The organism is Ancylobacter lacus (genome assembly GCF_018390635.1).
In the GTDB taxonomy this organism is placed as follows: domain Bacteria; phylum Pseudomonadota; class Alphaproteobacteria; order Rhizobiales; family Xanthobacteraceae; genus Ancylobacter; species Ancylobacter lacus.
The window spans coordinates 109,098-134,050 of record NZ_JAHBGE010000038.1; the positions used below are offsets into that span (position 1 = coordinate 109,098).

Here is a 24,953-nt window from a genome sequence, read left to right on the forward strand (position 1 = left end):
GTGAAATCTCCTGGCGACGCTCGCGGTCTACTTGACCACGGCTTCCTGGGTAGCGTTGCGGCTGACGAGAACGGCGGCGATGACCACCAGACCCTTGATGATCATCTGCAGGTACTGGGACACGCCCATCAGGTTCAGGCCGTTGTCGAGGATCGCGATGATGAGGACGCCGATCAGCGTGCGGTGCGGCCCGCCGACGCCACCGGCGAGCGAGGTGCCGCCGACCACGATGGCCGCCAGGCTGTTGAGCAGCAGGTCGGAGCCGAGCGAGGGGCCGGCGGCGCCGAGGCGCGCCACCGCGAGGATCGAGCCGAGCCCGGCCAGTACACCCGAGATGGCGAAAGCGTAGATCTTGTAGCGGCGCACCGGCAGGCCGGAGGTGCTCGCCACCTGCTCGCCGCCGCCGATCAGGTACATGTAGCGGCCGAAGCGCGTGCGCACGGCCACCACGACCACGAGGACCCAGGCGACCAGGGACCACAGCGCGATGTTGGGCAGGCGCGGGATGAACTGGCCGATCGCGATCTGCTCGAAGCCGGGCGCGGTGAACTGGATGGCTCGCCCATCCAGCAGCGTCAGCGCGATGCCGGTGAACACCGACAGCGTGCCGAGCGTCACGATGAAGGAGGGGATGCGGCCATAGACGTAGACGGCGCCGTTGATCGCGCCGAGCAGGCCGCCGAGCAGCGCGGCCAGCGGCAGCACCCAGTAGCCGATGCCAAAGCTGTTGAGGATCTGCACGCCGCCGGCGCCGACGAGCAGCACGATGGCGCCGACGGACAGGTCGATGCTGCCCATCAGCACCACGAAGGTGGCGCCGAGACAGACGATGAGCAGCGTCGCCGCCTGCCCGCTGATCGCGGTGAAGTTGCGGAGGGTGGCGAAGGATTCCGTCGCCAGCGAAAAGAAGACGAACAGGAAGAGGACGACGCCGATCGGGAACCACAGGCTCTTCTCGACGCTGCGGAACGCATCGAGGAGGCCGCGAAGCGGCTTGCCGTGCTCGGAAGGGACTGCGAGGCTCATTACACCGTCTCCAGCGCGGCGGGTTGGAAGGGGGCAGCGGCGACAGCGGGCGCCTCGGACGGCAGCTCGCCCGTCGAGCCCTGCGGCAGCATCCGCACAACGAGCTGGTGCTCGGTGGGCTTGGCGTCGGCCGGGGCGGGAACTTCCGCGGCGATCCGGCCGCGCTGCATGATCAGGACACGGTTCGACAGGCCGATCAGCTCGAGCAGTTCATCGGTGATCAGGACGATGCCGACCCCCGCCTCGGTAAGCTCGCGGATGAGCCGGTAGATCTCCTGCTTGGCGCCGGCGTCGACGCCCCGCGTCGGGTTGTCGAGGATGAGCACCTTCGGCCTGCGGGCGAGCCAGCGGGCCAGCACCACCTTCTGCTGGTTGCCGCCGGAGAGGCGGCGGCAGGAAAGATCCGGCGTCGCCGAGCGGATGGCGAGGCTGTCGATGTAGTGCCGCGCGGTGGCCACCTCCCGACGCCGGCGCCAGAAGCCGAGCGGCCCGCTGAACAGGTCGCCGCCGCTGCCGGTCGACAGGTTCCAGGCGACGCTGAAGGAGGGAATGATACCTTCAACCAGGCGCTCGGCCGGGATATAGCCGAGCCCTTTGCCGACGAAGCGTCGGATGTCCGGGGTGCGGCCCGGCGCGCCGGACAGCGCCACCTTGCCGGCGACGGGCGGGACAACGCCGGCCACCGCCTTGCCGAGCGCCGACTTGCCGGAATCGAGCAGGCCGCCGACGCCCACGATCTCGCCGGCCCGCACCTCGATGCCGAGCGCCCCGCCCTTGCCGTCGAGGTCGATGCCCTCGGCGGACAGCACCACCGGCTGGGCGGCGACATCGCGCTGGCGGCGCTCGTAATAATAGTCCGCCGCCCGCTCCCGGCCGACCATCAGGCTGTGCAGCAGCGGCTCGTCGGCCGTGCGGGGATCCAGCCTGGCGACAAGCTTGCCGTCCTTCAGGACGTAGATCAGGTCGGAAATCTCCAGCACCTCGGAAAGGCGGTGGGAGACGAAGAGCAGCGAGCCGAATTGCCGTATCCGCCGGACCAGCCGGAAGAACGCCTCCTCGTCGCGCCGGTCGAGCGCGGAGGTCGGCTCATCGAGCAGGACGAGCGGGGAGCGGATTCCGGCGACCAGGGTCGGTGCCAAGCAGGCTCGCGCGATCTCGATCGACTGCCGCTTGGAAAAGTCGTAATCGCCGGTCCGCCGGCGGACATCGACATCGATGCCGGCCTCCTCGACGATACGGCGGGCCGCGTCGATCATGCCCGCGCGATCGACAAGCTGGCCGTAGCGCAGAAAGCGATGATCCTGCCCCAGCAACAGGTTCTCGTAGACCGGCACGTTCTGGATCAGCGCCTGTTCCTGGAACACGCGCGAGACACCGTGGTCGACCGCCTCGCCATAGCTGCGCGGCGCATAAGGCCTGCCGTTGAGCCGCATCGAGCCGGCGCTCGGCGTGGTCAGGCCGCTCAATATGTTGAAGATGGTCGACTTGCCGGCCCCGTTCTCGCCCACCAGCGTCACCACCTGGTTGGCGGGGACCTCGAAGCCGACATCGTCGAGAATGACGTTGGGGCCGTACGACTTGGAGATGCCCGCGGCCTCGAAGGTCACGCTCGTGCGCGGAACGTGCGGGACGGCGGCATGGGTGTTCATCGCGGCTCTCTCGGTGCGGGGAAGGGGCGCGTGGCGTCAGGCGGCGTCGCGCACCCGAGGGGCGGCCAGCGCCGGGGCGAGGCCGAGGGCAACCATGATCTCGTGGGCGCGACGACACGGCCTCTCGTCGAGGCGCGCGAGCCGCGCGCGTCGTCACACCCCGCTTTCCCTCTGGGGCGGGCGAGGACCGGTCGCGCGCGACGGTGGCGCCGTCAGTTCGCGAAGAAGCGTTCGTCCGGCACGACGTTGAGCGCGATCGTCAGCCGGTTGGCGTAGCTGAAGAAGGCCGATATCTCGAGAATCTCCAGGATCGCCGCGGCCGAGAAGCCGAAATTGGCGAGCCGCACGAGTCCCTTCTCGCCGAGCGACACCGGGTCGAGCGCGAGCTGCTCCACCGTCTCGGCGAGGGCCTGATCGCGGTGCGACAGGCGCACATGATGGTAACCCTGCGCGATGCGGCGTGCCCGGATCGGGTCGCCGGTCGCCGCCGCCAGCGCCTGGGTGTGGTTGAACACGCAATAGCTGCAATGATTGGCGGCGGAGGTCACCACCGCGATCAGCTCGCGCTCGGCCGCCGAGAGGTGGCTGCGTGCCGGATCGAACAGGTGCCTGTAGAAGGTCACCAGCCGATAGGCGGTGTCCGGATTGGCCGACAGCGCCTTCAGCCAGTTGGGAATGAAGCCGTAATGGCGGCGGAAATCGTCGTAGATTTCCTTGAGATGGGCCGGCAGGCTTGCCTCGTCGCGAATGCCCAGGAGCGATATCGGCTCCGGTGCGTCGGCGGAGAAGGCATCGGGTTCGGAATGGGTCGCGGCGAGGGAAGCGGTGGCCATGGCGTCTCTCCGGTTCCGGGCGATCAGCGGGTGAAATACGCCTCGTCCGGCCGGACGCCGAGCGAGATGAAGATGCGGTTGGTGTGGTTGAACCAGCTGCTGGTCTCGAGCGCCTCGAGGATCTCGGGGTCGCTCAGGCCGGCGGCGCGCAACTCGTCGAGATCGGCCGTCGAGACGGATTTCGGCGCCTTCGTCACCTTGATGGCGAATTCGACCAGCGCATGCTCGCGCGGGCTCAGCGGTGCCAGATGCGGATCGAGCGCGATGCGCCGGGCCTTCTCCGCGTCGCCCAGCGCGTCGGCGAGCGCGTTGGTGTGATGGATCTCGCACAGGCCGCAGCCATTGGTGGCCGAGACCACGACCGCGATCAGCTCGCGCTCGGCGAGCGGCAGCAGGCCAGTGCCGGCGTCGAAAAGACTGGCGAAATAGCCGACGAAGCGCCGCGCGGTGGCGCCATTGACCGAGAGCGAGCGTATCCAGTTCTCGTTGTGGTTCGCCGCGGCCAGTGCGCGGATGTCGTCGGCGAGATCGGTCAGCGGCGGGGGCGGCAGGCGCCATTCCAGATCGGCCGGACGCGGGGCGATGGTGTCGAGCATGGCAGTATTCCTTGCGGAAGCGCGGGCGTCATTCGGCGGCCTGCGCCACCGGCGGAAAGACGCCGAGATGAATCTGGCCGATGAGGTCGTGGGTCGCGTCGCTGTTCGGGGGATGGAAGGGACCCGAGCGGACGTCGCGCGTAAGCCGTTCCAGCTCGCTGCGCTTGGTGAGGGACTGCGCGCCGGCGACCTTGGTCGCGCGGTCCACGACTCGCCGTGCACCGTCGACGGCGTGCTGCTTCGCGCCGAGCAGCTTGGTCGGCCACAGCGCGCCATGGTCGACGCCCTGCGTCCATTCCACGGCGACGCGATCAAGATAGGCCCAGATGCTGTCCAGCTCGACCGAAGCCTTGGCGATCTCGACCTGCGTCTGCGGATGATGGGCATAGGTCCGCCCGCCCAGCGCCGGCGACACGCGCTGGCGCGCCCCTTCCACCGCGATGTCGAACGCCCGGCGGGCGATGCCGTAGTAGACGGCGCCGATCGGCAGCACCGCCGAGGAGATGATGCCGTCGATGAAGGGGTCGGCCGGCGGCCCCGCGGGAAGCACGCGGGTCACGTGCTCGCGGCGAGCCACGACGCCGTCGAGCACGGTGTCGTCGCTGCGGGTGGCGCGCTGGCCGAGCGTGTCCCAGGTCTCGACCGTATGATGGCCGGGGTCCTCGCGCCGGATGAAGGCATGAACGATTTTGGGATTGGCGGGATCGCTGCTGTCGAGGCCATGGACGCCCAGCCAGTCCCAGACCGGCGACAGCGAGGTGAAGATCTTGCGGCCGTGGAAGCTGTAGCCGCCATCGCCGGTCGGCCGGGCCTCGACCGTCGAGCCCGCGAGGCCGACATCGTTGCCCGGCTCGCCATGGCCGGCGGCGAAGATGCGGCCGGCGGTGGCCTCCTCAAGGATCCAGTCGGTCGAATGGTCGCCGCGGCGCCAGAGATAGGCGGCGGTTCCCACCCAGTAGAGGTGCATGTTCACGGCCAGCGCGGTCGGCGGGGCGTGATAGGCGAGGCGCGCCTGTTCGCGAAGTATATCCGGTAATTCCAGTCCACCGCCACCGAATTCGAGCGGCGCCGCCGCCTTGAAATAGCCGGCGGCCCTGAGGTCTTCGAAGTCCTCATAGAAAAATCGGTTCTCCCGGTCGTAGACCGCGGCCCGCTCATGGAACGTCTGCAGCAGTTCGTCTTTGAGAGGGGCGGCTCTAGTGGCCAGCCGTATCGCAGCATCTCGAAGCGCCATGGACGTCTCCTCTCAAACAGGATGCACATACAATCCGGCCGATCGCCCGGAAAAGCAATATATAAATTCTATGGAATTTATAGAAATTAACGCAAGCCGACCGTTTCGCCGAAAAAAGGGTCCGGTTGAGGTATTATCTTGGGCGATCTGGGGACGGGCCGATGCCGGGAAGGCCCGGCCGTGCGCCAACGCCGCAGCGGCAGGCCAGCGAGGGGGCCGGAAAGGCCGCGGTGCGGAACAACCAGCCCGCGAGCGCGCCGGAATGTCGGCCCGACGGCCGAACGCCAGCGTGCCGGGCGCCGCCCCAGCCCAGCCCGCCACCCATCACGTCGCCCATCGGGTTCCTGGCGCGCGTTGGAAGAGGTATGGACCCCGGATGTCCTGTGGGGCGAGGAAGGCTCAGTGCATCGCGGCGCCGCCGTCGACGCTCAGGCACTGGCCGGTGGTGAAGGAGGCCGCGGGCGAGGCCAGGAAGACCGCGGCCGCCGCCACCTCCTCAGGCCGGCCGATGCGGCCCATCGGGTTGGCGGTTTCGAGCTGCTTCTGCGCCTCGGTCATGGCGCCGAAGTTCAGCAGCGGGGTGTCGACCGGGCCGGGGGCGATGGCGTTGACCAGGATGGACGGGGCCAGCTCCCGCGCCCAGGAGCGGGTGGCAGAGACGATGCCGCCCTTGGTGGCGCAGTAGCCCGAGGCGTTCTGCCGGCCGAGAAACGCCAGCTCGGAGGCGATGTTGATGATGCGCCCGCCCTCGCCCATCACCCGCAGCGCCGCCCGGGCGACGAGGAACGGCGCCCGCAGGTTCACCGCGAGCATGCGGTCGAGGTCGGCCAGCGCGAAGCTGGCGAGCGGGGCCTCCACCTCGATGCCGGCGCAGTTCACCAGCACGTCGAGCCCGCCGAGCAGCCCGGCCGCCGCCTCCACCGCCGCGTCGATCTGCGCGGGGTCGGCGAGGTCGGCGGTCACCCAGACGTCCTCGTCCGTCGGCGCCGGCAGCCGGTCGAGCCCGGCCACCTGCGCCCCGGCCTGCCGGAAGGCGAGAAGGATGGCGCGGCCGATGCCGCTGGCGGCGCCGGTGACGAGGGCGCGGCGCCCGTTCAGCACAGCCGCTACCATGGAACTTCTCCGCGGTCGGCCCCGAGCGACTGGCCGGTGACATTGGCGGCCAGCGCGGAGGCGAGGAACAGGTAGACGCCGGCGATGTCGGCCGGCTCCATGAGGCCGGGCAGCGCCTGCGCGCCGACGATCTCGCCGAGCAGCTCGTCTTCCGGGCGGCCGCTGCGCGCCGCCATGCCGGCCAGAGAGCGCAGCGAGGCTTCGGTGCGCACCCAGCCCGGGCAGACCCCGTTCACGGTGATGCCGCGCGGGCCGAGCTCCTTCGCCCAGCTCTTGGTCAGCCCGATGATGGCGTGCTTGGAGGCGACATAGGCGCCGAACAGCGGCTCGCCCACCCGGCCCCAGATCGAGGCGGTGTTGATGATGCGCCCGCCCGCGCCCATGCCCGCCAGCGCCGCCCGGGTGACGAGGAAGGTGCCGGTGACGTTGATGTCGAGGATGCGGCGGAAGCGGGCGAGATTCTCCGCGCCGGCATCGTCGAGCGGGGTGAGCAGTTCCAGCCCGGCATTGTTCACCAGCACGTCGAGCGGGCCGATGGCGGCGAGCGCGGCCTCCACCACGGCGGCCTCGGTGATGTCGACGCGGTGGGCGGTGGCGCCAAGCCGGTCGGCGGCGGCGAACACGCCTTCATCCTCGGCGAGGATGTGCAGAACGGTGCCGGCGGCGGCGAAGGCCTGCGCGATGCCGAAGCCGATGCCGCGGCTGGCCCCGGTGACGAGCACACGCCGGCCCTCCAGCCCGAGGCCGGTGAGGGGCAGCGCGCTCATCGGCTTCTCGCGGGACAGCGGATCGGCATGGGCGGCTCCGGCGGTATGGCTGGATGGAATGGGGGCATGGTCGCCGCAATTCACATGGAAGGAAATCTGTTTTAATCGAAATGAACATCGAGAATTCTCGATGCATACAGAACCGGGAAACGCCCATGCGCCGGCTCGACAATATCGACCTGCGCCTGCTGCGGGTCTTCATCACCCTCGCCGATGCCGGCAGCTTTCCCGCCGCGCAGATCGCGCTCAACCTGTCGCAGTCGACGCTGTCCAGCCACCTCGCGGCGCTGGAGCGCAAGCTGGGCGGGCCGCTCTGCGTGCGGGGGCGGCGCGGCTTCCGCCTCACCCCGCTCGGCACCGCCACCCGGCAGGCGGCGCAGCAGCTCTTCGCCGACATCGACACCTTCCAGCAGCGGGTGGGGGCGATGAATGGCGAGCTGATCGGCCGGCTGCGCATCGGCATGGTCGACGGCGTCGCCCACAACCCGGCGCTGGCGCTGCAGGAAACCCTGCGGGCCTTCATGGAGCGCGCCGCAGAGGTGCGCATCGACCTCGAGCTCGGCACCCCGCACGATCTCGAACGCGCCATCGCCGACGGCGTCCACGACATCGTGGTGGGGCCGCTGTCGCAGAAGGCGCCGGGGGTGGTCTATGTCCCGCTGCACCGGGAGATGCAGGGGCTCTATTGCGGCCGCGGCCACGAGCTGTTCGCGGCGGCGGACGCGGCGGTGACGCAGGAGGCGATCGAGCGCTCGCTGTTCAGCGTGCGCGGCTATCGCCATCTCGACGATCTCTACCGGGTCGGCCACCCCCGCCCCGCCGGCACGGTGGTGCACATGGAGGCGCAGGCGATGATGATCCTGTCCGGGCGCTTCATCGGCTTCCTGCCCTGCCCGATCGGCCAGGACTGGGTGGCGCGCGGCCAGATGCGGGAGCTGCGCCCGCACACCTACCGCTACCCCTCGCAGCACTTCGCCGCCTTCCGCCGCGAGGCCGCCGGCAATCCGCTGGTCGGCACCTTCCTCGAGGAGCTGAAGCGGCAGGCGGCACACCACACGGATCTTTGGCCGACCCCTCAGCGGCGTTGAGCCTCCTCTGCGCGCAAACGGAATGCGGCCTGATTGTCCTTAAGCCGCAACGTCAGAAGCCCGGCCGCCACAGCCGCGGCGGCACTGCACAGGATGGAACCGAGATAGGTTCCCGTGCCGTCGAAGATGAAACCCGTGACGGTTGGCCCCAGCAAAGCCGCCACGCCCACCGCCGTGTAGAGATAGCCGAGCATCGCCCCGATGTGCGTGGTGCCGAAGAGATCGGCCGCGACAGCCGGGTAAAGCCCGACGCAGCCGCCATAGCTCATGCCGAACACGACCGCGAACGCCGCGAGCATGGCCATGCCATCTGCGAGGGCCCATAGAATGAAAGAGCCGGCGACGGCAAAGGTCAGGAAGGCCAGCAGGCGCAGGGAGCCCATACGGTCGCCCAAGCCCGCAAGGACAAAGCGCCCGAAGATATTCCCGATGCCGATAAGGCCGATCAGGGATGTCCCGCTTTCGAGCGACAGGCCCATGTCGCGCGCGGCCGGGACAATATGAACGTAAGGAATGAACGTGCAAAAAGACGCCAGAACGAGCATTGCATAGAACAGACGAAACCGGCCATCGCGCCATGCGGCGAGAGGGCTGGGATAATCAGGTCTCCTGGTGTCTGCGGTGACGGCTCTGTCCTTCCGCTTGCGAATAAGCGCCACAGCCGGCAGGCCGATGGCGGCGATAATACTTGCCAAGGCAAGGAAGCACCCACGCCAGCCTAGGTCGCGCACGGCGTGCCCCATTGCGAACGGCAGCGTGAGGGTGCCGACACCAAGGCCTGCCGTTGCCATCCCCGTTGCCCGGCTGCGCCTACTGACGAACCAGGACTGCACGGCTCCAAGGGCGGGAACATAGGACAGGCCAATCCCCAGCCCGACGCCGGCACCATACGAGACATATAACGAGACGAGGGAGTGCGCCTGACTGGCGGCGGCATATCCGGCGACCATCGCGATCAACCCGGCCGCAATCAAGCGGCGGGACGACCATCGATCGGCAAGAGGGCCCGCGACCGCGCCTAATGCATAGAAAATGAAGGCGGATATGGAGAAGACCAGGGCGATCTCGCCCCGCGAGGCTCCGAAATCTCTCGAAAGGCCCGGGAATAACGCAGAGAACGCATAGGCCGAGCCGAAGGTCACGGCCGTCAGCACATGCACGCCACCGACAACCCGCCATCCCTTGCGCGAGTCGACATCTTCAGAAGGTGATGCAGGCGGAAACGGTTCTGACATCGAAGCACCTCGTAGGACGCTCACGGGCGTGCGCGGCCTATGTGCCAAGTGCGAGGAGGCCAGAAAAGCGAATATCCTTCGAAACCATTATTCGATAATCTGATAACGCCATGCCTCAACCGCTCGATCTCGATCTGCTCAGAACCTTTGTCGCCGTGGTCGAAAGCGGCAGCTTCTCGAACGCCGCCCCCTTGGTTGGACGAAGCCAGTCCGCCGTCAGCATGCAGATGCAACGGCTCGAACAGTCGATTGGACGCGAACTTCTGGCGCGCGGCCCGCAGGCCGCCAGACCGAACGCCGCGGGCGAGGAACTGGTGATCTACGCCCGAAAACTTCTGCGCTTGAGTGAGGAAGCCCGGGCAGCGCTCATGCGGCCGCAAGAGACCGGCTCCGTGCGCCTGGGCGCGCCTGAGGATTACGTGGCGCAGTTTCTGCCGCCAGTCCTCGCGCAGTTCGCCGCCGAGCATCCACTGGTCAGCGTCGACCTTGTCTGCGAACCCTCGCGCCAGCTTGTACCGGCCATCGCAAGTGGCCGGATCGATCTGGCGATCGTCACTCGCCAGCCGGGCCAGACCTTTGATGCACAGCGGCGCGAACCCTTGGTGTGGGTCGCTTCACGCACTCACGTCGCCTGGGAAACCGATCCACTTCCTGTTGCCCTGTTTGAAGCCGGCTGCGGCCCCGCCCATAGCCGTGTTGTGGAAGCCCTCAACGGAGCAGCTCGCGCTCACCGCGTGGCTTATTCGAGCGCAAGCCTGGCCGGGTTGATCGCCGTGGTGGAAGCGGGCGTTGCCGTGGCCGGGCTTCCACGGTGCAGCGTTCCGCCCTCATTACGCATCATTGGTCCGCGCGAAGGGCTGCCGTTGCTGCCAGACCTGGAAATGAGCGTGTTGTGCAGCCCTCTATCGGTTTCGCCTGCGGCTCAACGCCTGAATGATTTTCTCATACGCGAGCTGCTGCGAGCCGCCTGAGGCCTCCAGCGGGGCGGCCGGCCTCATCGTCCGACCGTAACGGAGAAGGCGTATCGCCCTAAGGACCTAGACCGGGGCGCAGCGTCTCGTCGAGGAAATCGGCGAGGTCGCGGATGTCCTCGACGATGCGGTCGTCGCCGCGGCTTTCCGAGGCGTAGAAGATGCCGTCGAGCATCAGGCCGATGCGGCGCGCGGTGCGGGCGACGTCGACCGGGCGGAACTCGCCGCGCGCGACGCCGCGGGCAAGGGCCGCCTCCAGCAGCGCGCGCTCGCCGTCGTAGAAGCCGGCGAGCTGGGCGTCGATCTCGCGGGTGCGCACGCCGGAGGAGGCGTAGTCCGACATCAGCTTCACCATGCGGGTCAACATCGGGGCGATGGTGATGTGGGTGTCGAGCCAGGCGCCGATCTCGGCGCGGGCATCCTCCAGCGCCGGGCGCCGCGCGGCATAGCCGGCCATGAGCTGGCCGACGGCATATTCCAGCGCGCAGCGGACCAGATCGTCCTTGCTCTCGAAGTAGTGGTAGATGAGGCCGACATTGATGTCGCAGGCGAGCGCGATGTCGCGCACCGACACCACCGAATAATGCCGCTCAGCAAACAGGCGGAGCGCCTCTTCCAGGATCAGCGTGCGCCGTTCCACCGGGTTCAGCCGCCGCCGCGGCGCCTTTGCCGTCAATGCCATGCCTGCCTCCGCCGGTCACCGCGCCGGCTGTCTGCCCATTAATTGCGCTGCACAATAGTTGGGCTTGATTTGGGATATTAAGTCCCCGCTTAATAGCCATGTCCAGCGCTATTCACCCAGGAGCCGCCCCCCCATGAAGCGCCTGATGCGTGCCGCCCTCGTCATCGCCGCCGTCACCGCCTCCATGGCCGGCGGCCTCACCGCCGCCGACGCCGCCGCCAAGAAGAGCTTCAAGCTCGGCTACAACGTCTATATCGGCTTCATGCCGTTCGCCTACATGAAGCAGTCCGGCCTCATGAAGAAGTGGGCCGACAAATACGGCATCGACGTCGACCTCATCCTCGTGAACGACTATGTGGGCGGGGTGAACCAGTTCATCGCCGGCGAGCTGGACGCCATGGGCGTCGCGTCCATGGACGGCCTCACCATGCCGGCGGCAGGCGGGGTCGACACCTCGGTGTTCCTCATCACCGACTATTCCAACGGCAACGACATCGTCATCTCCAAGACCGCCAAGGACGTGAAGGAACTCGCCGGGCAGGACGTGTTCCTGCTGCAGTACTCGGTCTCGCACTACCTGCTGAACCGCGCCCTGCAGAAGGCCGGCATCGACGACCCCACCGCCACCAAGACGGTGAACATCTCGGATGCCGAAATCTCCGCCGCCTTCGTCTCCCAGGACGCAATGAAGCACGCCGTCTCCTGGAAGCCGCTCACCGAGGACATGCTGAAGGTGAAGGGCGCCACCAAGCTCTTCGACAGCTCGCAGATCCCCGGCGAGATCATGGACGTGTTCGTCGCCAAGACCGACAACCTCAAGGACAACCCCGATTTCGCCAAGGCGGTGATCGGCGCGTGGTACGAGGCCCTCGCCATCCTGAAGGCCGGCGGCCCGAAGGCGGAGGAGATGCGCGCGGTGATGACGAGCGCGATGGGCACCGACGCCAGCGGCCTGCAGGGGCAGATCGACACCACCCACTTCTTCTACACCCCGGCCGAGGCCTATGCCTTCCTCACCGCGGCCGAGAACGCCAAGATCTGGGACAGCATCCGCACCTTCTGCTTCGCCCAGGGCCTGTTCGGGCAGGGCGCCACCAGCGTCGACAGCATCGGCATCGCGGTCGCCGACGGCACGGTGCTCGGCGACAAGGGCAACATCAAGATGCGGGTGGACCCGACCGCGACCAAGCTCGCCGTCGACGGCAAGCTCTGATCGTCACGGAGCCGCCGCGCCCCGGCGCCGCGGCTCCCCCTCCCGCCCGCCATCCGCTCACCGCGCCGAAGCACTTCGCACTGACGAATCTCGCGTCGACGAATCTCGCGTTCCCGCGCCGGAGGCCCCATGCGTCGCATCATCAACTACACGCCCTCGACCGGCGTGCGCACCGTGCTCGGCGTCCTGCCTTTCGTGGTGGTGATCCTCGTCTACCTCGTCGCCTCGGGCGAGCGCATGGCCCTCGACCCCAACGACAAGCTCATGCCGGGCTTCGCGGCCTTCGCCTCCGCCATCACCCGGCTCGCGACCACGCTCGACATCGCGACCAAGCAGTACCTGCTGTGGTGGGACACCTGGCTCAGCCTGTGGCGGCTGTTCGTCGGCCTCGGCATCGCCGCCGCGCTCGGCCTGGTGCTCGGCATACTGATCGGCTTCATCCCCTATCTCAGGGGCATGTTCGAGCCCTTCATGGCGGCCTTCTCGCTCATCCCGCCGCTGGCGGTGCTGCCGATCCTGTTCATCCTGTTCGGCCTCGGCGAGGTCTCCAAGATCGTGCTGATCGTGTTCGGCGTCGCCCCCTTCATCATCCGCGACGTGATGCTGCGGGTCGCCTCGATCCCGCGCGAGCAGATCATCAAGGCGCAGACGCTGGGCGCCTCGACCTGGCAGATGATCAGCGGCGTGCTGCTGCCGCAGGTGCTGCCGCGGCTGATCGACTCGGTGCGGCTCTCGCTCGGCGCGGCCTGGCTCTATGTGATCGCCGCCGAGGCCATCACCGCCGAGGGCGGGCTGGGCTACCGCATCTTCCTGGTGCGACGCTACCTCGCCATGGACGTGATCCTGCCCTATGTCGCCTGGATCACCCTGCTGGCCTTCGTCATGGACTGGGCTTTGCGGCGGCTGAACGCCTTCGCCTTCCCCTGGGACCGGATCCGGGAGGGCTGAGATGACCACCATCGTCTTCGAGGACGTCTGGAAGGAATATGACGAGCGCATCGTGCTCGAGCGGGTCAACCTGTCGCTCGCCGACCACGAGTTCCTCGTCATCATCGGGCCGAGCGGCGTCGGCAAGACCACGCTGCTGCGCATGCTGCTGAGCCAGGAGCAGCCGAGCCGCGGCCGCATCCTGATCGACGGCGAGCCGATCGCCCCCGAGCCCACCGCCGACCGCGGCGTGGTGTTCCAGCGCTATTCCGTGTTCCCGCACCTCACCGTGCTGGCCAATGTGATGCGCGGGCCGCAATGGGTGGCCTCGCCCTTCCTCGGCCGGCTGTTCGGCGCCCGCCGCCGGGCGCTGGAGGCCGAGGCCATGGCCCTGCTGGAGCGCGTCGGCCTTGCCGAGCACGCCGCCAAATACCCCCAGCAGCTTTCCGGCGGCATGCAGCAGCGCCTCGCCCTCGCCCAGGCGCTGATCATGAAGCCGAAGGTGCTGCTGCTCGACGAGCCGTTCGGCGCGCTCGACCCCGGCACCCGCAAGTCGATGCACGAGCTGGTGCGCGACCTGTGGGAGGAGCACCGGATGACCATCGTCATGGTCACCCACGACCTCGCCGAGGCCTTCCTGCTGGGCACCCGCGTCATCGCCGTGGACCGCCCCCGCAAGGACCCGCAGGCGCCCGAGCGCTTCGGCGCCACCATCGCCTCCGACTTCGAGGCCAAGTGCCGGATCGTGCGCGAATCCCGCCGCTTCGAAGCCGCCCGAGCCGAAGCCCGCCTCCAGCTGGTTTCAAGCAACTGACCGCCGGCGCCCGGCGACGGGCCCGCTCCGTGCAAGGACGCAAGACATGGCCGACAAACGCTTTCATCTCGCCTGGTTCATGAACTTCACCCCCGACGAGTGGCGCGAGCCCTTCGGCCAGGGCGGCAATCCGTGGGACGGCCAGTTCTACATCGAGATGGCCCAGGCCATGGAGCGCGCCTGCTTCGATCTCATCATGATCGAGGACAAGCTGATGGTGCCGGAGACCTATGGCGGCTCCCGCGACATCTCACTCAAGCACGCCATGATGGTGCCGAAGGCCGATCCCGCACCGCTCGCGGTGGCGATGGGCATGGCCACCCGGCATCTCGGCGTGGTCGCCACCATGTCCACCATGGCCTACCCGCCCTTCATGCTGGCGCGGCTCTCCTCCACCATCGACAGCCTGACCAAGGGCCGCTTCGGCTGGAACGTCGTCACCTCGGCCGAGGACCTGATGGCGAAGAATTTCGGCATGGACCAGCTCCCGCCCCGCGAGGAGCGCTACGCCATGGCCGAGGAGTACATGGAAGTCTGCGACAAGCTGTTCAACAGCTGGGAGCCCGACGCCGTCGTGCTCGACCGCAAGAACGGCATCTATGCCGACGGCTCCAAGGTCCACACCATCGACCACAAGGGCACCTACTACCAGGTGCGCGGCCCGCTCAACACGGTGCCCTCGCCGCAGCGCCGCCCGGTCTATCTCCAGGCCGGCGCCTCCCCGCGCGGGCGCGACTTCGCCGCCCGCTATGCCGACGCCATCGTCTCGGTCGCGAATGGCGTCGAGGGCATGAAGGCGTTCCGCGCCGACATCCGCGCCCGCGCCGAGGCGATCGGGCGCAACCCCGACGACATCAAGGTGTTCTTCTGCATCTGCCCCAGCCTCGGCGAAACCGAGGAGGAGGCTCATGCCCGCTACCGCAACGTCACCATGTCGGACAACTTCGTCACCGACGTGCTGATCTCGATCTCCGCCATCACCGAGATCGATTTCTCGAAATACGAGCTGGACAAGCCGCTGCCGGAGAAGCTCGTCACCAACGGCGAGTCGGGCACGCTCGACAAGTTCCAGCAGTGGGGCTCGGGCAAGACGCTGCGCGAGCTGGCGGCGGCGGGCGGCGGCGGCCTCGTCTCCTCCATGGAGCTGATCGGCACCCCGGCGCAGGTGGCGGAGAAGATGGGCGCGGCAATGGCCGAGGTGGGCGGCGACGGCTTCCTCATCACCACGCCGGTGCTGCGCGTCTCCCGCCGCTACATCGCGGAGATCTGCGACGGGCTCGTGCCTGAACTGCAGGCCCGGGGACTGGTGCGGACCGAGTACAAGCACCAGCTCCTGCGCGACAATCTGCGCGAGTTCTGACACCCCCCGGCGCGGCCGCTCCCCGGCCGCGCCCTTTAGCCGGCTCATGAGAGAGCCCAACCCGGAAAGGAACGGCGATGGGACAGTGCCAGCCGATGGAAGCCGCCACCCCGGCGCAGGCCGCGCCAGAGGTGACCCGGCAGGAGTACCGCGACGCCATGGCCCGCCTCGGCGCCGCGGTGAACATCATCACCACCGACGGGCCGGCCGGCCGCGCCGGCTTCACCGCCTCGGCGGTGTGCAGCGTCACCGACTCTCCGCCGACCCTGCTGGTGTGCCTCAACAAGGGTTCCTCCGCGAGCCCGATCGTCCACGCCAACGGCGTCGTCTGCGTCAACACGCTGGCGGGCGGGCATGAGGAGCTGTCGAACGGCTTCGGCGGCAAGCTGCCGCCCGCCGAACGCTTCGCCCTCGGCGAATGGCGCACCGCCCACACCGGCGCGCCGATGCTGGTCGGCGCCGCGGTGTCGTTCGACTGCCGGATCGTGCGCACCGTCGAGGTCGGCACCCACGACGTGCTGTTCTGCGAGGTCATCGGCCTTGCCGCCGGCGATGCCCGCGAGGGGCTGATCTATTTCGGCCGGCGCTACCACGCGCTGGAAGCCCGGGCCGACTGAGCGGCCCCTCGCCTCACCCGGCCAGCCGGGTCAGGCTCGCCCGGAAGCGGGCCTCCACCGCCGCGCGGTCGCGATGCGTGCCGCCGGCCACCAGCTTGTCGCCGCGCCGCCAGACGCAGTCCACCCCGCCGCCGCGTGTGGCGAAGATCCAGGCGTCGAGCAGCCCGTCGCCGCTGCGCCCGGCAAGGCTCGCCCGCCCGGCATCGAGGCTGACGAGATCGGCCGGCGCGCCGACGGCGAGCCCCACCCCTGCCGGCCCCGCGCCGGTGGCCCCCAGCGCCTGCGCGCCGCCGGCCAGCGCCGCCTCGAACAGGGTGCGCCCGGTGGAACGGCCCGGCGCCAGCGCCATGACGTTGCGGGCGCGGTTGCCGAGGCGTTGGGAATATTCCAGCAGCGCCAGCTCACCCGCCGCGTCGATGCGCACATTGGAATCCGAGCCGACGCCATAGCGCCCGCCGGCCGAGGCGAAGGCCGCGCCGGGAAAGATGCCGTCGCCGAGATCGGCCTCGGTGATCGGGCACAGCCCGGCCACCGCGCCGCTGAGGGCGAGCCGCGCCGTCTCCGCCTCGCTCATGTGGGTGGCGTGGATCAGGCACCAGCGCGGGTCCACCGCCGCGCCGTCCAGCAGATACTCCACCGGGCGGCGGCCGCTGAAGGCGAGGCAGTCCTCCACCTCGCGGGTCTGCTCCGCGACATGCATGTGCACCGGCCCGGCGGTCATCGGCAGCAGCGCCGCGATCTCCTCCAGCGTCGCCGCCCGCAGGCTGTGCGGGGCGAGGCCCAGCACCGCGTCCGGCAGCGGCGCCAGCGCCCGCGCGCTCGCCTCCATCAGCCGGGCGAAGCCGTCGAGCCCGTTCACGAAGCGGCGCTGGCCCGGCATCGACGCCTGCCCGCCGAAGCCGCCATGGGCATAGAACACCGGCAGCAGGGTGAGCGCGATGCCCGTCGCGCCCGCCGCGGCGGCGATGCGGGCGCCGAGCTCGGCCGGGTCGGCATAGGGCGCGCCGTCGCGGTCGTGGTGGAGATAGTGGAACTCGCCGACCCGGGTGAAGCCGGCCTCCAGCATCTCGACATAGGCCTGCGCCGCCACCGCCTCGACATCCTCCGGCGTCATCCGGTCGAGCGCGGCATACATCGCCTCGCGCCAGGTCCAGAAGCTGTCGGCGGAAGGCCCGCGCACCTGGGAGAGCCCGGCCATGGCGCGCTGGAAGGCGTGGCTGTGCAGGTTGGGCAGGCCGGGAAGGCCGACAGCGTGGCGCTCCCGCCCGGCTTCCGGCGCGGTGCCGGGCTCCAGCCGCACGATGACGCCACCGGCAATGTCGACCGCCACGCCCTGGGCCCAGCCCTCCGCCAGCAGCAGCGTCTCGAACCAGAGCCGGGCCGGGGCGCCGGCAGGCCGCGGCGCCGGTGACGTGGTGAGGCTCATGACGGACATCCCTCTCTTCCGCAGGCTCTGGACAGGCGCGCGGGCTCTGGACAAGCGCGATCGCGTCCCGTTATGTATAGACATTATCGATCCCCCCTGTCACCCGTCCCCCGACGATCCGAGGTGGAAATGCGCTGCGACCGCATCTGGCGAGAGGCGAGGCTGGCGACGCTGGCGCCGGGGCGCGAAGGGCTCGGGCTGGTCGAGGACGGGCTGGTCGCCGCGCGCGACGGCCGCATCCTCTATGCCGGCCCGGCCGCCGAGGCGCCCGCCTTCGAGGCGGCGGAAACCACGCGCTGCGAGGGGCGCTGGATCACACCGGGCCTCATCGACTGCCACACCCATCTCGTCCATGGCGGCAACCGCGCCCATGAATTCGAGCTGCGGCTGGCCGGTGCTTCCTATGAGGCCATCGCCCGGGCCGGCGGCGGCATCGTCTCCACCATGAAGGCGACCCGCGCCGCCGGCGAGGCCGAGCTGTTGGCCGGCGCCCTGCCCCGGCTCGACGCATTGCTGGCGGAAGGCGTCACCACGGTCGAGGTCAAGTCCGGCTACGGGCTCGACCTCGCCTCCGAGCGCACCAGCCTGCGCGCCGCCCGGGCGCTCGGCACGGCGCGCCGGGTGGAGGTGAGCGCCACCTTCCTCGGCGCCCACGCCCTGCCGCCGGAATTCGCCGGTGACGCCGACGGCTATATCGGCCATCTCTGCGCGGACATGCTGCCCGCGCTGGTGGCGGAGGGGCTGGTGGATGCGGTCGACGCCTTCTGCGAGGGCATCGCCTTCTCGCCGGAGCAGGTGGCCCGGCTGTTCGAGGCCGCCCGCTTCCACGGCCTGCCGGTGAAGCTGCACGCCGACCAGCTCTCCAACCTGCACGGCGCGGCGCTGGCGGCGAGCTGCCGGGCGCTCTCGGCCGATCATCTCGAACACACCGACGAGGAAGGCGCCGCCGCCATGGCCGCCGCCGGCACCGTCGCGGTGCTGCTGCCCGGCGCGTTCTATTTCATCCGGGAGACCCGGGTGCCCCCGGTCGGCCTGTTCCGGGAGCACGGCACGAAGATCGCGCTGGCGACCGACTGCAACCCCGGCACCTCGCCGTTGACCTCGCTGCTGCTGACCATGAACATGGGCGCCACCCTGTTCCGCCTCACGGTGGAGGAATGCCTCGCCGGCGTCACCCGCGAGGCCGCCCGCGCGCTGGGGCGGCTGCACCAGATCGGCACGCTGGAAGCCGGCAAGTGGTGCGACCTCGCCATCTGGGACATCGAGCGCCCGGCCGAGCTGGTCTACCGCATGGGCTTCAATCCCCTTCACGCCCGCATCTGGAGAGGCGCATGACCACCCGCCCGCCCGTCACCCTCACGCCCGGCGCGGTGACGCTGCCGCAATGGCGCGCCATCCATGACGGCGCCGGCGCCCGGCTCGACCCTGCCGCCTTCCCCGCCATCGACCGCGCCGCCGCCACGGTGGCCGCCATCGTCGGCCGGGGCGAGGCGGTCTATGGGGTCAATACCGGCTTCGGCAAGCTCGCCAGCGTGCGCATCGCCGCCGCCGACCTCGCCACCCTCCAGCGCAACATCGTGCTCTCCCACGCCGCCGGCGTCGGCGAGCCGATGCCGGTGCCGGTGGCCCGGCTGATGATGGCGCTGAAGCTCGCCAGCCTCGCCCAGGGCGCCTCCGGCGTCACCCGCGCCACGGTGGCGCTGCTGGAGGCGATGCTGCTGCAGGGGCTGACCCCGGTGGTGCCGGCGCAGGGCTCGGTGGGCGCCTCGGGCGACCTCGCCCCGCTGGCCCACATGACCGCGACGATGATCGGGGTGGGCGAGATCCTGGTCGGCGGCGCCCGGTTGCCGGCCGCGGAGGCGCTGGCGCAGGCCGGGCTCGCCCCGCTCGAGCTCGGGCCGAAGGAAGGGCTTGCCTTGCTCAACGGCACCCAGTTCTCAACCGCCAATGCGCTGGCCGGCCTGTTCGGCGCCGACCGGCTGTTCCGCTCCGCGCTGATGACCGGCGCGCTCTCCACCGACGCCGCCCGCGGCTCCGATGCCCCGTTCGATCCGCGCATCCACGCGCTGCGCCGGCACCGCGGCCAGATCGAGAGCGCGCAGGCGCTGCGCCGGCTGATGGCGGGCTCGGCCATCCGCGCCTCGCATCTCGTCGGCGACGAGCGGGTGCAGGACCCCTATTGCCTGCGCTGCCAGCCGCAGGTGATGGGCGCCTGCCTCGACCTGCTGCGGCAGGCGGCGGCGACGCTCGCCACCGAGGCCAACGGCGTTTCCGACAACCCGCTGATCTTCCCGGAGGAGGGCGAGGCGCTGTCGGGCGGCAATTTCCACGCCGAGCCGGTCGCCTTCGCCGCCGACACCCTGGCGCTCGCGGTGTGCGAGATCGGCTCGCTGAGCGAGCGCCGCATCGCCATGCTGGTCGACCCCGCGCTGTCGGGCATGCCGGCCTTCCTCACCCCCAAGCCCGGGCTCAATTCCGGCTTCATGATCCCGCAGGTGACGGCGGCGGCGCTGGTGTCGGAGAACAAGCAGCGCGCCTACCCCGCCAGCGTCGATTCCATTCCCACCTCGGCCAACCAGGAGGACCATGTCTCCATGGCCGCCCATGGCGCCCGCCGCCTGCTGCCGATGGTGGAGAACGCGCTGAACGTGCTCGGCATCGAATATCTCGCCGCCGCGCAAGGCTGCGACTTCCACGCCCCGCTCGCCTCCAGCGTGGTGCTGGAAGAGGCCCGCGCCCTGCTGCGCGGGCAGGTGCCCTCCCTCGACGACGACCGCCACTTCGCCCCGGACATGGAAGCCGCCACCGCCCTCATCCGCTCCGGCGCGCTGGCGGCGCTGGGCGACGCGGTGCTGCCCTCGGCGCTGGAGGGCTGAGCGGTGGCCCCGCCCGGCTTCATCCAGATCGAGCGGGGCGAGGCCCCGCTGCTGCTGAGCCTGCCGCACACCGGCACGGACATTCCGCCCGACATCGAGGCGCAGCTCGTCTCGCCCTGGCTGGCGCGGAAGGACTGCGACTGGTGGATCGAGCGGCTCTACGGCTTCGCCGCCGATCTCGGCGCGACCCTGGTGCGGACCGGCGTCTCCCGCACCGTGGTGGACGTCAACCGCGACCCCTCCGGCGCCTCGCTCTATCCCGGCCAGGCGACAACGGAACTGTGCCCGACCACCACCTTCGACGGCGAGCCGCTCTACCGGCCCGGCCTCGGCCCGGATGTCGCAGCGCGGCGGGAGGGCTGGTTCACGCCCTACCACGCCGCGCTGGAGGGCGAGATCGCCCGGCTGCGGACGCTCCATCCCCGCATCGTGCTCTATGATTGCCACTCCATCCGCTCGGTGGTGCCACGGCTGTTCGAGAGCACGCTGCCGCACCTCAACATCGGCACCAATGGCGGCGCGAGCTGCGCGCCGGACCTGCAGGCCGCCATCGAGGCCGAGGCGGCGACGGGCGGCTTCTCCTGGGTGAGCAATGGCCGCTTCAAGGGCGGCTGGATCACCCGGCATCACGGCCGCCCGGAGGACGGCGTCCATGCCGTGCAGATGGAGCTGGCCTGCCGGACCTACCTGCCGGAGCCGCTCGGCGCGGTGTCGCCGGCCGACTGGCCGCCGGCCTACGACCCCGGCTACGCCGCGCCCGCCCGCGCCGTGCTGGCCCGCATCCTCGACGCCTGCCTCGCCTTCGCCCGCGCCGCTGACCCTGAAGGAACCCCGCGATGACTCGCCTCGACAATGCCCGCATCATCCGCGCCGCGCGCGGCACCGATCTCACGGCGAAGAGCTGGCTGACCGAAGCCCCGCTGCGCATGCTGATGAACAATCTCGACCCCGACGTCGCCGAGCGGCCGGGCGAGCTGGTGGTCTATGGCGGCATCGGCCGGGCCGCGCGCGACTGGGAGAGCTTCGACCGCATCGTCGCCGCCCTCACCCGGCTGGAGGAGGACCAGACCCTGCTGGTGCAGTCCGGCAAGCCGGTCGGGGTGTTCCGCACCCACAAGGACGCGCCGCGGGTGCTGATCGCCAACTCCAACCTGGTGCCGCACTGGGCGACGTGGGAGCACTTCCACGAGTTGGACCGCAAGGGCCTCGCCATGTACGGCCAGATGACGGCCGGCTCCTGGATCTATATCGGCGCGCAGGGCATCGTTCAGGGCACCTACGAAACCTTCGTCGAGATGGGACGCCAGCATTTCGGCGGCTCGCTGGCGGGCAAGTGGATCCTCACCGCCGGGCTCGGCGGCATGGGCGGGGCGCAGCCGCTGGCCGCCACCATGGCGGGGGCGAGCTGCCTCGCCATCGAGTGCCAGCCGAGCCGCATCGAGTTCCGCCTGCGCACCGGCTATCTCGACACCTCCACCACCAGCCTCGACGAAGCGCTGCTGATGATCGAGAACGCCAATGCGGCGGGCAAGGCGCTCTCGGTCGGGCTGCTCGGCAATGCCGCCGAAATCCTGCCCCAGCTCGTGCGGCGCGGGGTGCGGCCGGACATCGTGACCGACCAGACCTCGGCACACGACCCGGTCAACGGCTATCTTCCGATCGGCTGGAGCCTCGACCAGTGGGAAGAGAAGCGCGCCAGCGACCCCGCAGGGGTCGCCAAGGCGGCCAAGGCCTCGATGGCGGTGCATGTGCAGGCGATGCTGGACTTCCACCACGCCGGCATTCCCACCGTCGACTACGGCAACAACATCCGCCAGATGGCGAAGGACGAGGGCGTGGCGAACGCCTTCGACTTCCCCGGCTTCGTGCCGGCCTATATCCGCCCGCTGTTCTGCCGCGGCATCGGCCCGTTCCGCTGGGCGGCGCTCTCCGGTGACCCGGAGGACATCGCCCGCACCGACGCCAAGGTGAAGGAGCTGATCCCCGACAACGCCCATCTGCACAACTGGCTCGACATGGCCGGCCGGCGCATCAAGTTCCAGGGCCTTCCGGCGCGCATCTGCTGGGTCGGCCTCGGCGACCGCCACCGGCTCGGCCTCGCCTTCAACGAGATGGTGCGCCGGGGCGAGCTGAAGGCTCCCATCGTCATCGGCCGCGACCATCTCGATTCCGGCTCGGTCGCCTCCCCCAACCGCGAGACCGAGGCGATGCGCGACGGCTCCGACGCGGTGTCGGACTGGCCGCTGCTCAACGCGCTGCTCAACACCGCCTCGGGCGCCACCTGGGTGTCGCTGCACCATGGCGGCGGCGTCGGCATGGGCTATTCCCAGCACGCCGGCATGGTCATCGTCTGCGACGGCAGCGCCGAGGCCGATGCCCGCCTCGCCCGGGTGCTGTGGAACGACCCCGCCACCGGGGTGATGCGCCACGCCGATGCCGGCTACGACATCGCCCGCGACTGCGCCCGCGAGCACCAGCTCGACCTGCCGGGCATTCTCGGCTGAGGGACGTCCCGGCGGACGCGCGCCGGGCCGGGGCGAGCGCCGCGCCGGCCCGGCCTCACCCCTGCGGGGAGAACCGGGCGACGAGGTGATAGAGGTCGCCGCGGAAGATCTGCCGCACCGCCGTCACCGTCTCCGTGGCGCGCCAGGTGCGGCGCTCCAGGCTGAGGCACGCCGCGCCCTTGGCGACCTCCAGAATGGCGGCCACCTTGGTGCTGGCGGCGAGCGCGCTGATGCGGTGCTCCGCCTCGGTCCACGGCACGTGGTGCAGCAGCCAGGAGCCGGGAGGGGTCGCGGCGAAATCGACCTCCGCGGCCTCCGGCACGCTGGCAAGGCTGATCAGCCGTTCTTCCAGCGCCAGCGGCCGGCCATTGGCGCGGTGCAGGCAGCGCAGCTCCAGCACCTCCTGCCCGGTGAAGACCGCCGGGTCGTCCTCGCCGGCCGGGCGGCGGCGCCGACCGATCAGTTCATAGCCATAGGTTTCGCCGCGCCCCGCCACCTCCTGCTGGATGTCGGGAATCTCCAGCACCGCCGATTGCAGCCGGGGCTGCGCCACGAAGGAGCCGGCGCGGCGGCGGCGCTCGATGAGCCCGGCGCCGGCGAGCGCGGCGATGACCTTGTTCACCGTCATCCGGGCGCAGCCATAGTGCGCGGTGAGTTCGTGCTCGAACGGGATGCGGTAGCCGGGCGGCCATTCGCCGGAGAGGATCTTGCCCTCGATCTCGGCGCGGATACGCTGGTGCAGCGGAAGCTGCGCCGTCTCCCCTTCCGTCGCGTCGGCCATCTGCACTCACCGCCCCCTGCCGCGCGCCACCCCTGCACCGGCGGTCCGGCCGCGGGGGCGGGTGCCGGCCGGCGCGGAAAGGCCGCCCGATTATGCATAGACATAATGTCGCGGAATGCAACCGGGGACGGCTCTCCGGCCCGCGCGGGCTACCGGCTGGCGGCGGGCGCCGGTCCGACGCGAAAACGCCCAAGCGCCGGAAGGCCGTGGGGACCTTCCGGCGTTCGGGTGGACGCGCCGAGTGGGCTTGGGCGCGTCTTCCTCCGGAAGCCGTGCAGGGGGCGTCAAGAACGGCTTCCGACTCCGCCGGCCCGAAGGCCGGCAAAGAGCATCAGTCGAACGGCGGCAGGCCGTCCGGGCCGGGGCCGCGACCGCCGGGCCCAAAGGACGGGTGGTCATGAGGCCCGCAGCCCTCCGGCCCGCCCTCCAGCGGCCCGCGGCCCGGAGGACCGAAGGGGCCCGGCGGCGGCAGCGCCGGCCCGGCGAGGGCGAGCCGCTTCATCTGCTCGGGCGACAGCTTCGCCTTCAGCGCTTCGACCGCGTGGCCGAGGCGGGCCGCCGCCTCCGCCTTTCCCGCCAGCCCGGCGGCGAAATCCGCCACCGGCTGCAGCGGATCGGGCGCGCCGGCCGGCGGAGGTCCCGCCGGCGGGGAGCCCGGCGGCGGCACGGGTTCCCCCGCCCGCGCCGCGCCGGCCGGGCCGCCGGGCGGCCGCGGCGGGGCGAGCGCCTCGAGCAGGGCATCGGTGTAATCGCGCCAGACGTCGAGCTGGTCGGCACGAATGCCGATCAGCGTTTCGGTCGCGGCGAGCCGCGCCGCCACACCGAGGGGACCGCCGAAGCCGCGCTCCGGCCCGCCCAAGGCCTCCGGTCCGGGCCCGCGGCCTTCGCGCGACGGCCCGCAGCGGCCTCTCTCCCGCGATTCGCCAAAACCGGGAACACCGGGCGGCGGACCGGGCGGGGGCACGGGTGCGTCGCCACGGGCGATACAGGCGGCGTCCGGGCCGGAACCCGCGCCATTGGCGGCCTGGCTCGCCGTGATCACCACGGCGCCGAGTGCTGTCGCCGCAAGGGTTACGAAAACCAGTTTCACGATCGGCTCCTTGCCTGCGTTCCGTTCGATGCCGAAACTGGCGGCGCGACGTTGCGGCTCTAGGTCCGGGCGTGTCCGAGCGTGTCCCGCCGGCGCGAGCTTGTTTCCGAACGTGGCTGACGCGGCGGGGGCAACGCTCGTTTGCCAAAGA

Annotated in this window: 23 protein-coding genes; 11 read left to right on the forward strand and 12 right to left on the reverse strand. The window is 70.1% G+C overall.

Annotated elements, in window-relative coordinates; translation table 11 throughout:
• Nucleotides 1-27: 27 nt before the first annotated feature.
• The 7 genes from KHC27_RS07615 to KHC27_RS07645 all read right to left on the reverse strand — a co-directional run bounded on the left by KHC27_RS07615 (nt 28) and on the right by KHC27_RS07645 (nt 7,218).
• A complete protein-coding gene (locus KHC27_RS07615; protein ID WP_213337081.1) occupies nt 28-1,026 on the reverse strand; it encodes an ABC transporter permease in 999 nt (332 codons plus the stop codon).
• The gene (locus KHC27_RS07620; protein WP_213337083.1) at nt 1,026-2,675 is read right to left on the reverse strand and encodes a sugar ABC transporter ATP-binding protein; all 1,650 of its coding nucleotides are present in this window, start codon (nt 2,673-2,675) and stop codon (nt 1,026-1,028) included. Before KHC27_RS07620 ends, KHC27_RS07615 begins: the two co-directional genes overlap by 1 nt.
• A 212-nt stretch (nt 2,676-2,887) precedes the next feature.
• Nucleotides 2,888-3,508 (reverse strand): peroxidase-related enzyme, encoded by a 621-nt coding sequence (locus tag KHC27_RS07625; protein ID WP_213337085.1) that lies wholly within the window; start codon nt 3,506-3,508, stop codon nt 2,888-2,890.
• Nucleotides 3,509-3,531: 23 nt separating this feature from the next.
• Nucleotides 3,532-4,104, reverse strand: a complete 573-nt coding sequence (locus tag KHC27_RS07630) for a peroxidase-related enzyme (protein WP_213337087.1) — start codon at nt 4,102-4,104, stop codon at nt 3,532-3,534.
• Nucleotides 4,105-4,132: 28 nt separating this feature from the next.
• Nucleotides 4,133-5,338 carry an acyl-CoA dehydrogenase family protein gene (locus KHC27_RS07635; protein ID WP_213337089.1) on the reverse strand — a complete coding sequence of 402 codons (1,206 nt, stop codon included), beginning with the start codon at nt 5,336-5,338 and terminating at the stop codon, nt 4,133-4,135.
• A gap of 399 nt (nt 5,339-5,737) precedes the next feature.
• On the reverse strand, nt 5,738-6,451 hold the full coding sequence (locus tag KHC27_RS07640) for an SDR family NAD(P)-dependent oxidoreductase (RefSeq protein ID WP_213337091.1): 714 nt from the start codon (nt 6,449-6,451) through the stop codon (nt 5,738-5,740).
• A complete protein-coding gene (locus KHC27_RS07645) occupies nt 6,445-7,218 on the reverse strand; it encodes an SDR family NAD(P)-dependent oxidoreductase (RefSeq protein WP_213337094.1) in 774 nt (257 codons plus the stop codon). Before KHC27_RS07645 ends, KHC27_RS07640 begins: the two co-directional genes overlap by 7 nt.
• 155 nt (nt 7,219-7,373) lie before the next feature.
• Here KHC27_RS07645 and KHC27_RS07650 point away from each other — a divergent pair, with 155 nt between their 5' ends.
• Nucleotides 7,374-8,306, forward strand: coding sequence for a LysR family transcriptional regulator (locus KHC27_RS07650; RefSeq protein ID WP_213337098.1), 933 nt, complete (start codon nt 7,374-7,376; stop codon nt 8,304-8,306).
• Here KHC27_RS07650 and KHC27_RS07655 read toward each other — a convergent pair.
• Complete coding sequence (locus KHC27_RS07655) at nt 8,294-9,541, reverse strand: MFS transporter (RefSeq protein ID WP_213337101.1); 1,248 nt, start codon at nt 9,539-9,541, stop codon at nt 8,294-8,296. The two genes, KHC27_RS07650 and KHC27_RS07655, sit on opposite strands and share 13 nt — an antisense overlap.
• Nucleotides 9,542-9,651: 110 nt before the next feature.
• On the opposite strand from KHC27_RS07655, the gene KHC27_RS07660 reads away from it, so the two are divergent.
• Nucleotides 9,652-10,512 carry a LysR substrate-binding domain-containing protein gene (locus tag KHC27_RS07660; RefSeq protein WP_213337103.1) on the forward strand — a complete coding sequence of 287 codons (861 nt, stop codon included), beginning with the start codon at nt 9,652-9,654 and terminating at the stop codon, nt 10,510-10,512.
• A 58-nt stretch (nt 10,513-10,570) separates the two neighbouring features.
• Here the strand turns inward: KHC27_RS07660 and KHC27_RS07665 are convergent, their stop codons facing one another.
• Nucleotides 10,571-11,194 carry a TetR/AcrR family transcriptional regulator gene (locus KHC27_RS07665; RefSeq protein WP_246519730.1) on the reverse strand — a complete coding sequence of 208 codons (624 nt, stop codon included), beginning with the start codon at nt 11,192-11,194 and terminating at the stop codon, nt 10,571-10,573.
• A 133-nt stretch (nt 11,195-11,327) separates the two neighbouring features.
• On the opposite strand from KHC27_RS07665, the gene KHC27_RS07670 reads away from it, so the two are divergent.
• The 5 genes from KHC27_RS07670 (at nt 11,328) to KHC27_RS07690 (ending at nt 16,125) form a co-directional block, all read left to right on the forward strand.
• Complete coding sequence (locus KHC27_RS07670; RefSeq protein WP_213337106.1) at nt 11,328-12,407, forward strand: putative urea ABC transporter substrate-binding protein; 1,080 nt, start codon at nt 11,328-11,330, stop codon at nt 12,405-12,407.
• Nucleotides 12,408-12,536: 129 nt separating this feature from the next.
• A complete protein-coding gene (locus KHC27_RS07675) occupies nt 12,537-13,355 on the forward strand; it encodes an ABC transporter permease (RefSeq protein WP_213337109.1) in 819 nt (272 codons plus the stop codon).
• Nucleotide 13,356: 1 nt separating this feature from the next.
• The gene (locus KHC27_RS07680; RefSeq protein ID WP_213337111.1) at nt 13,357-14,148 is read left to right on the forward strand and encodes an ABC transporter ATP-binding protein; all 792 of its coding nucleotides are present in this window, start codon (nt 13,357-13,359) and stop codon (nt 14,146-14,148) included.
• A 46-nt stretch (nt 14,149-14,194) separates the two neighbouring features.
• Complete coding sequence (locus tag KHC27_RS07685) at nt 14,195-15,508, forward strand: NtaA/DmoA family FMN-dependent monooxygenase (protein WP_213337114.1); 1,314 nt, start codon at nt 14,195-14,197, stop codon at nt 15,506-15,508.
• 77 nt (nt 15,509-15,585) lie between these two features.
• Nucleotides 15,586-16,125 (forward strand): flavin reductase, encoded by a 540-nt coding sequence (locus KHC27_RS07690; protein ID WP_246519731.1) that lies wholly within the window; start codon nt 15,586-15,588, stop codon nt 16,123-16,125.
• Nucleotides 16,126-16,138: 13 nt separating this feature from the next.
• On the opposite strand, the gene KHC27_RS07695 is transcribed toward KHC27_RS07690, so the two are convergent.
• Nucleotides 16,139-17,551 carry a formimidoylglutamate deiminase gene (locus tag KHC27_RS07695; protein WP_213337117.1) on the reverse strand — a complete coding sequence of 471 codons (1,413 nt, stop codon included), beginning with the start codon at nt 17,549-17,551 and terminating at the stop codon, nt 16,139-16,141.
• Between the two features lie 123 nt (nt 17,552-17,674).
• On the opposite strand from KHC27_RS07695, the gene hutI reads away from it, so the two are divergent.
• Genes hutI through hutU form a run of 4 tightly spaced genes read left to right on the forward strand, consistent with a single transcriptional unit; the run spans nt 17,675 to nt 22,931 of the window.
• The gene (gene hutI, locus KHC27_RS07700) at nt 17,675-18,886 is read left to right on the forward strand and encodes an imidazolonepropionase (RefSeq protein WP_213337120.1); all 1,212 of its coding nucleotides are present in this window, start codon (nt 17,675-17,677) and stop codon (nt 18,884-18,886) included.
• Nucleotides 18,883-20,427: a histidine ammonia-lyase gene (hutH, locus tag KHC27_RS07705; RefSeq protein ID WP_213337122.1), complete on the forward strand. Its 1,545-nt coding sequence runs from the start codon at nt 18,883-18,885 to the stop codon at nt 20,425-20,427. Before hutI ends, hutH begins: the two co-directional genes overlap by 4 nt.
• A gap of 3 nt (nt 20,428-20,430) precedes the next feature.
• Entirely contained in the window at nt 20,431-21,267 is an 837-nt protein-coding gene (gene hutG / locus KHC27_RS07710; RefSeq protein WP_213337126.1) for an N-formylglutamate deformylase, read from the forward strand.
• Entirely contained in the window at nt 21,264-22,931 is a 1,668-nt protein-coding gene (gene hutU / locus KHC27_RS07715) for a urocanate hydratase (protein ID WP_213337128.1), read from the forward strand. Before hutG ends, hutU begins: the two co-directional genes overlap by 4 nt.
• Before the next feature lie 55 nt (nt 22,932-22,986).
• On the opposite strand, the gene hutC is transcribed toward hutU, so the two are convergent.
• Both hutC and KHC27_RS07725 read right to left on the reverse strand, forming a co-directional pair.
• On the reverse strand, nt 22,987-23,712 hold the full coding sequence (hutC, locus tag KHC27_RS07720; RefSeq protein WP_213337130.1) for a histidine utilization repressor: 726 nt from the start codon (nt 23,710-23,712) through the stop codon (nt 22,987-22,989).
• A 331-nt stretch (nt 23,713-24,043) separates the two neighbouring features.
• The gene (locus tag KHC27_RS07725) at nt 24,044-24,802 is read right to left on the reverse strand and encodes a hypothetical protein (RefSeq protein ID WP_213337132.1); all 759 of its coding nucleotides are present in this window, start codon (nt 24,800-24,802) and stop codon (nt 24,044-24,046) included.
• Nucleotides 24,803-24,953: the final 151 nt, after the last annotated feature.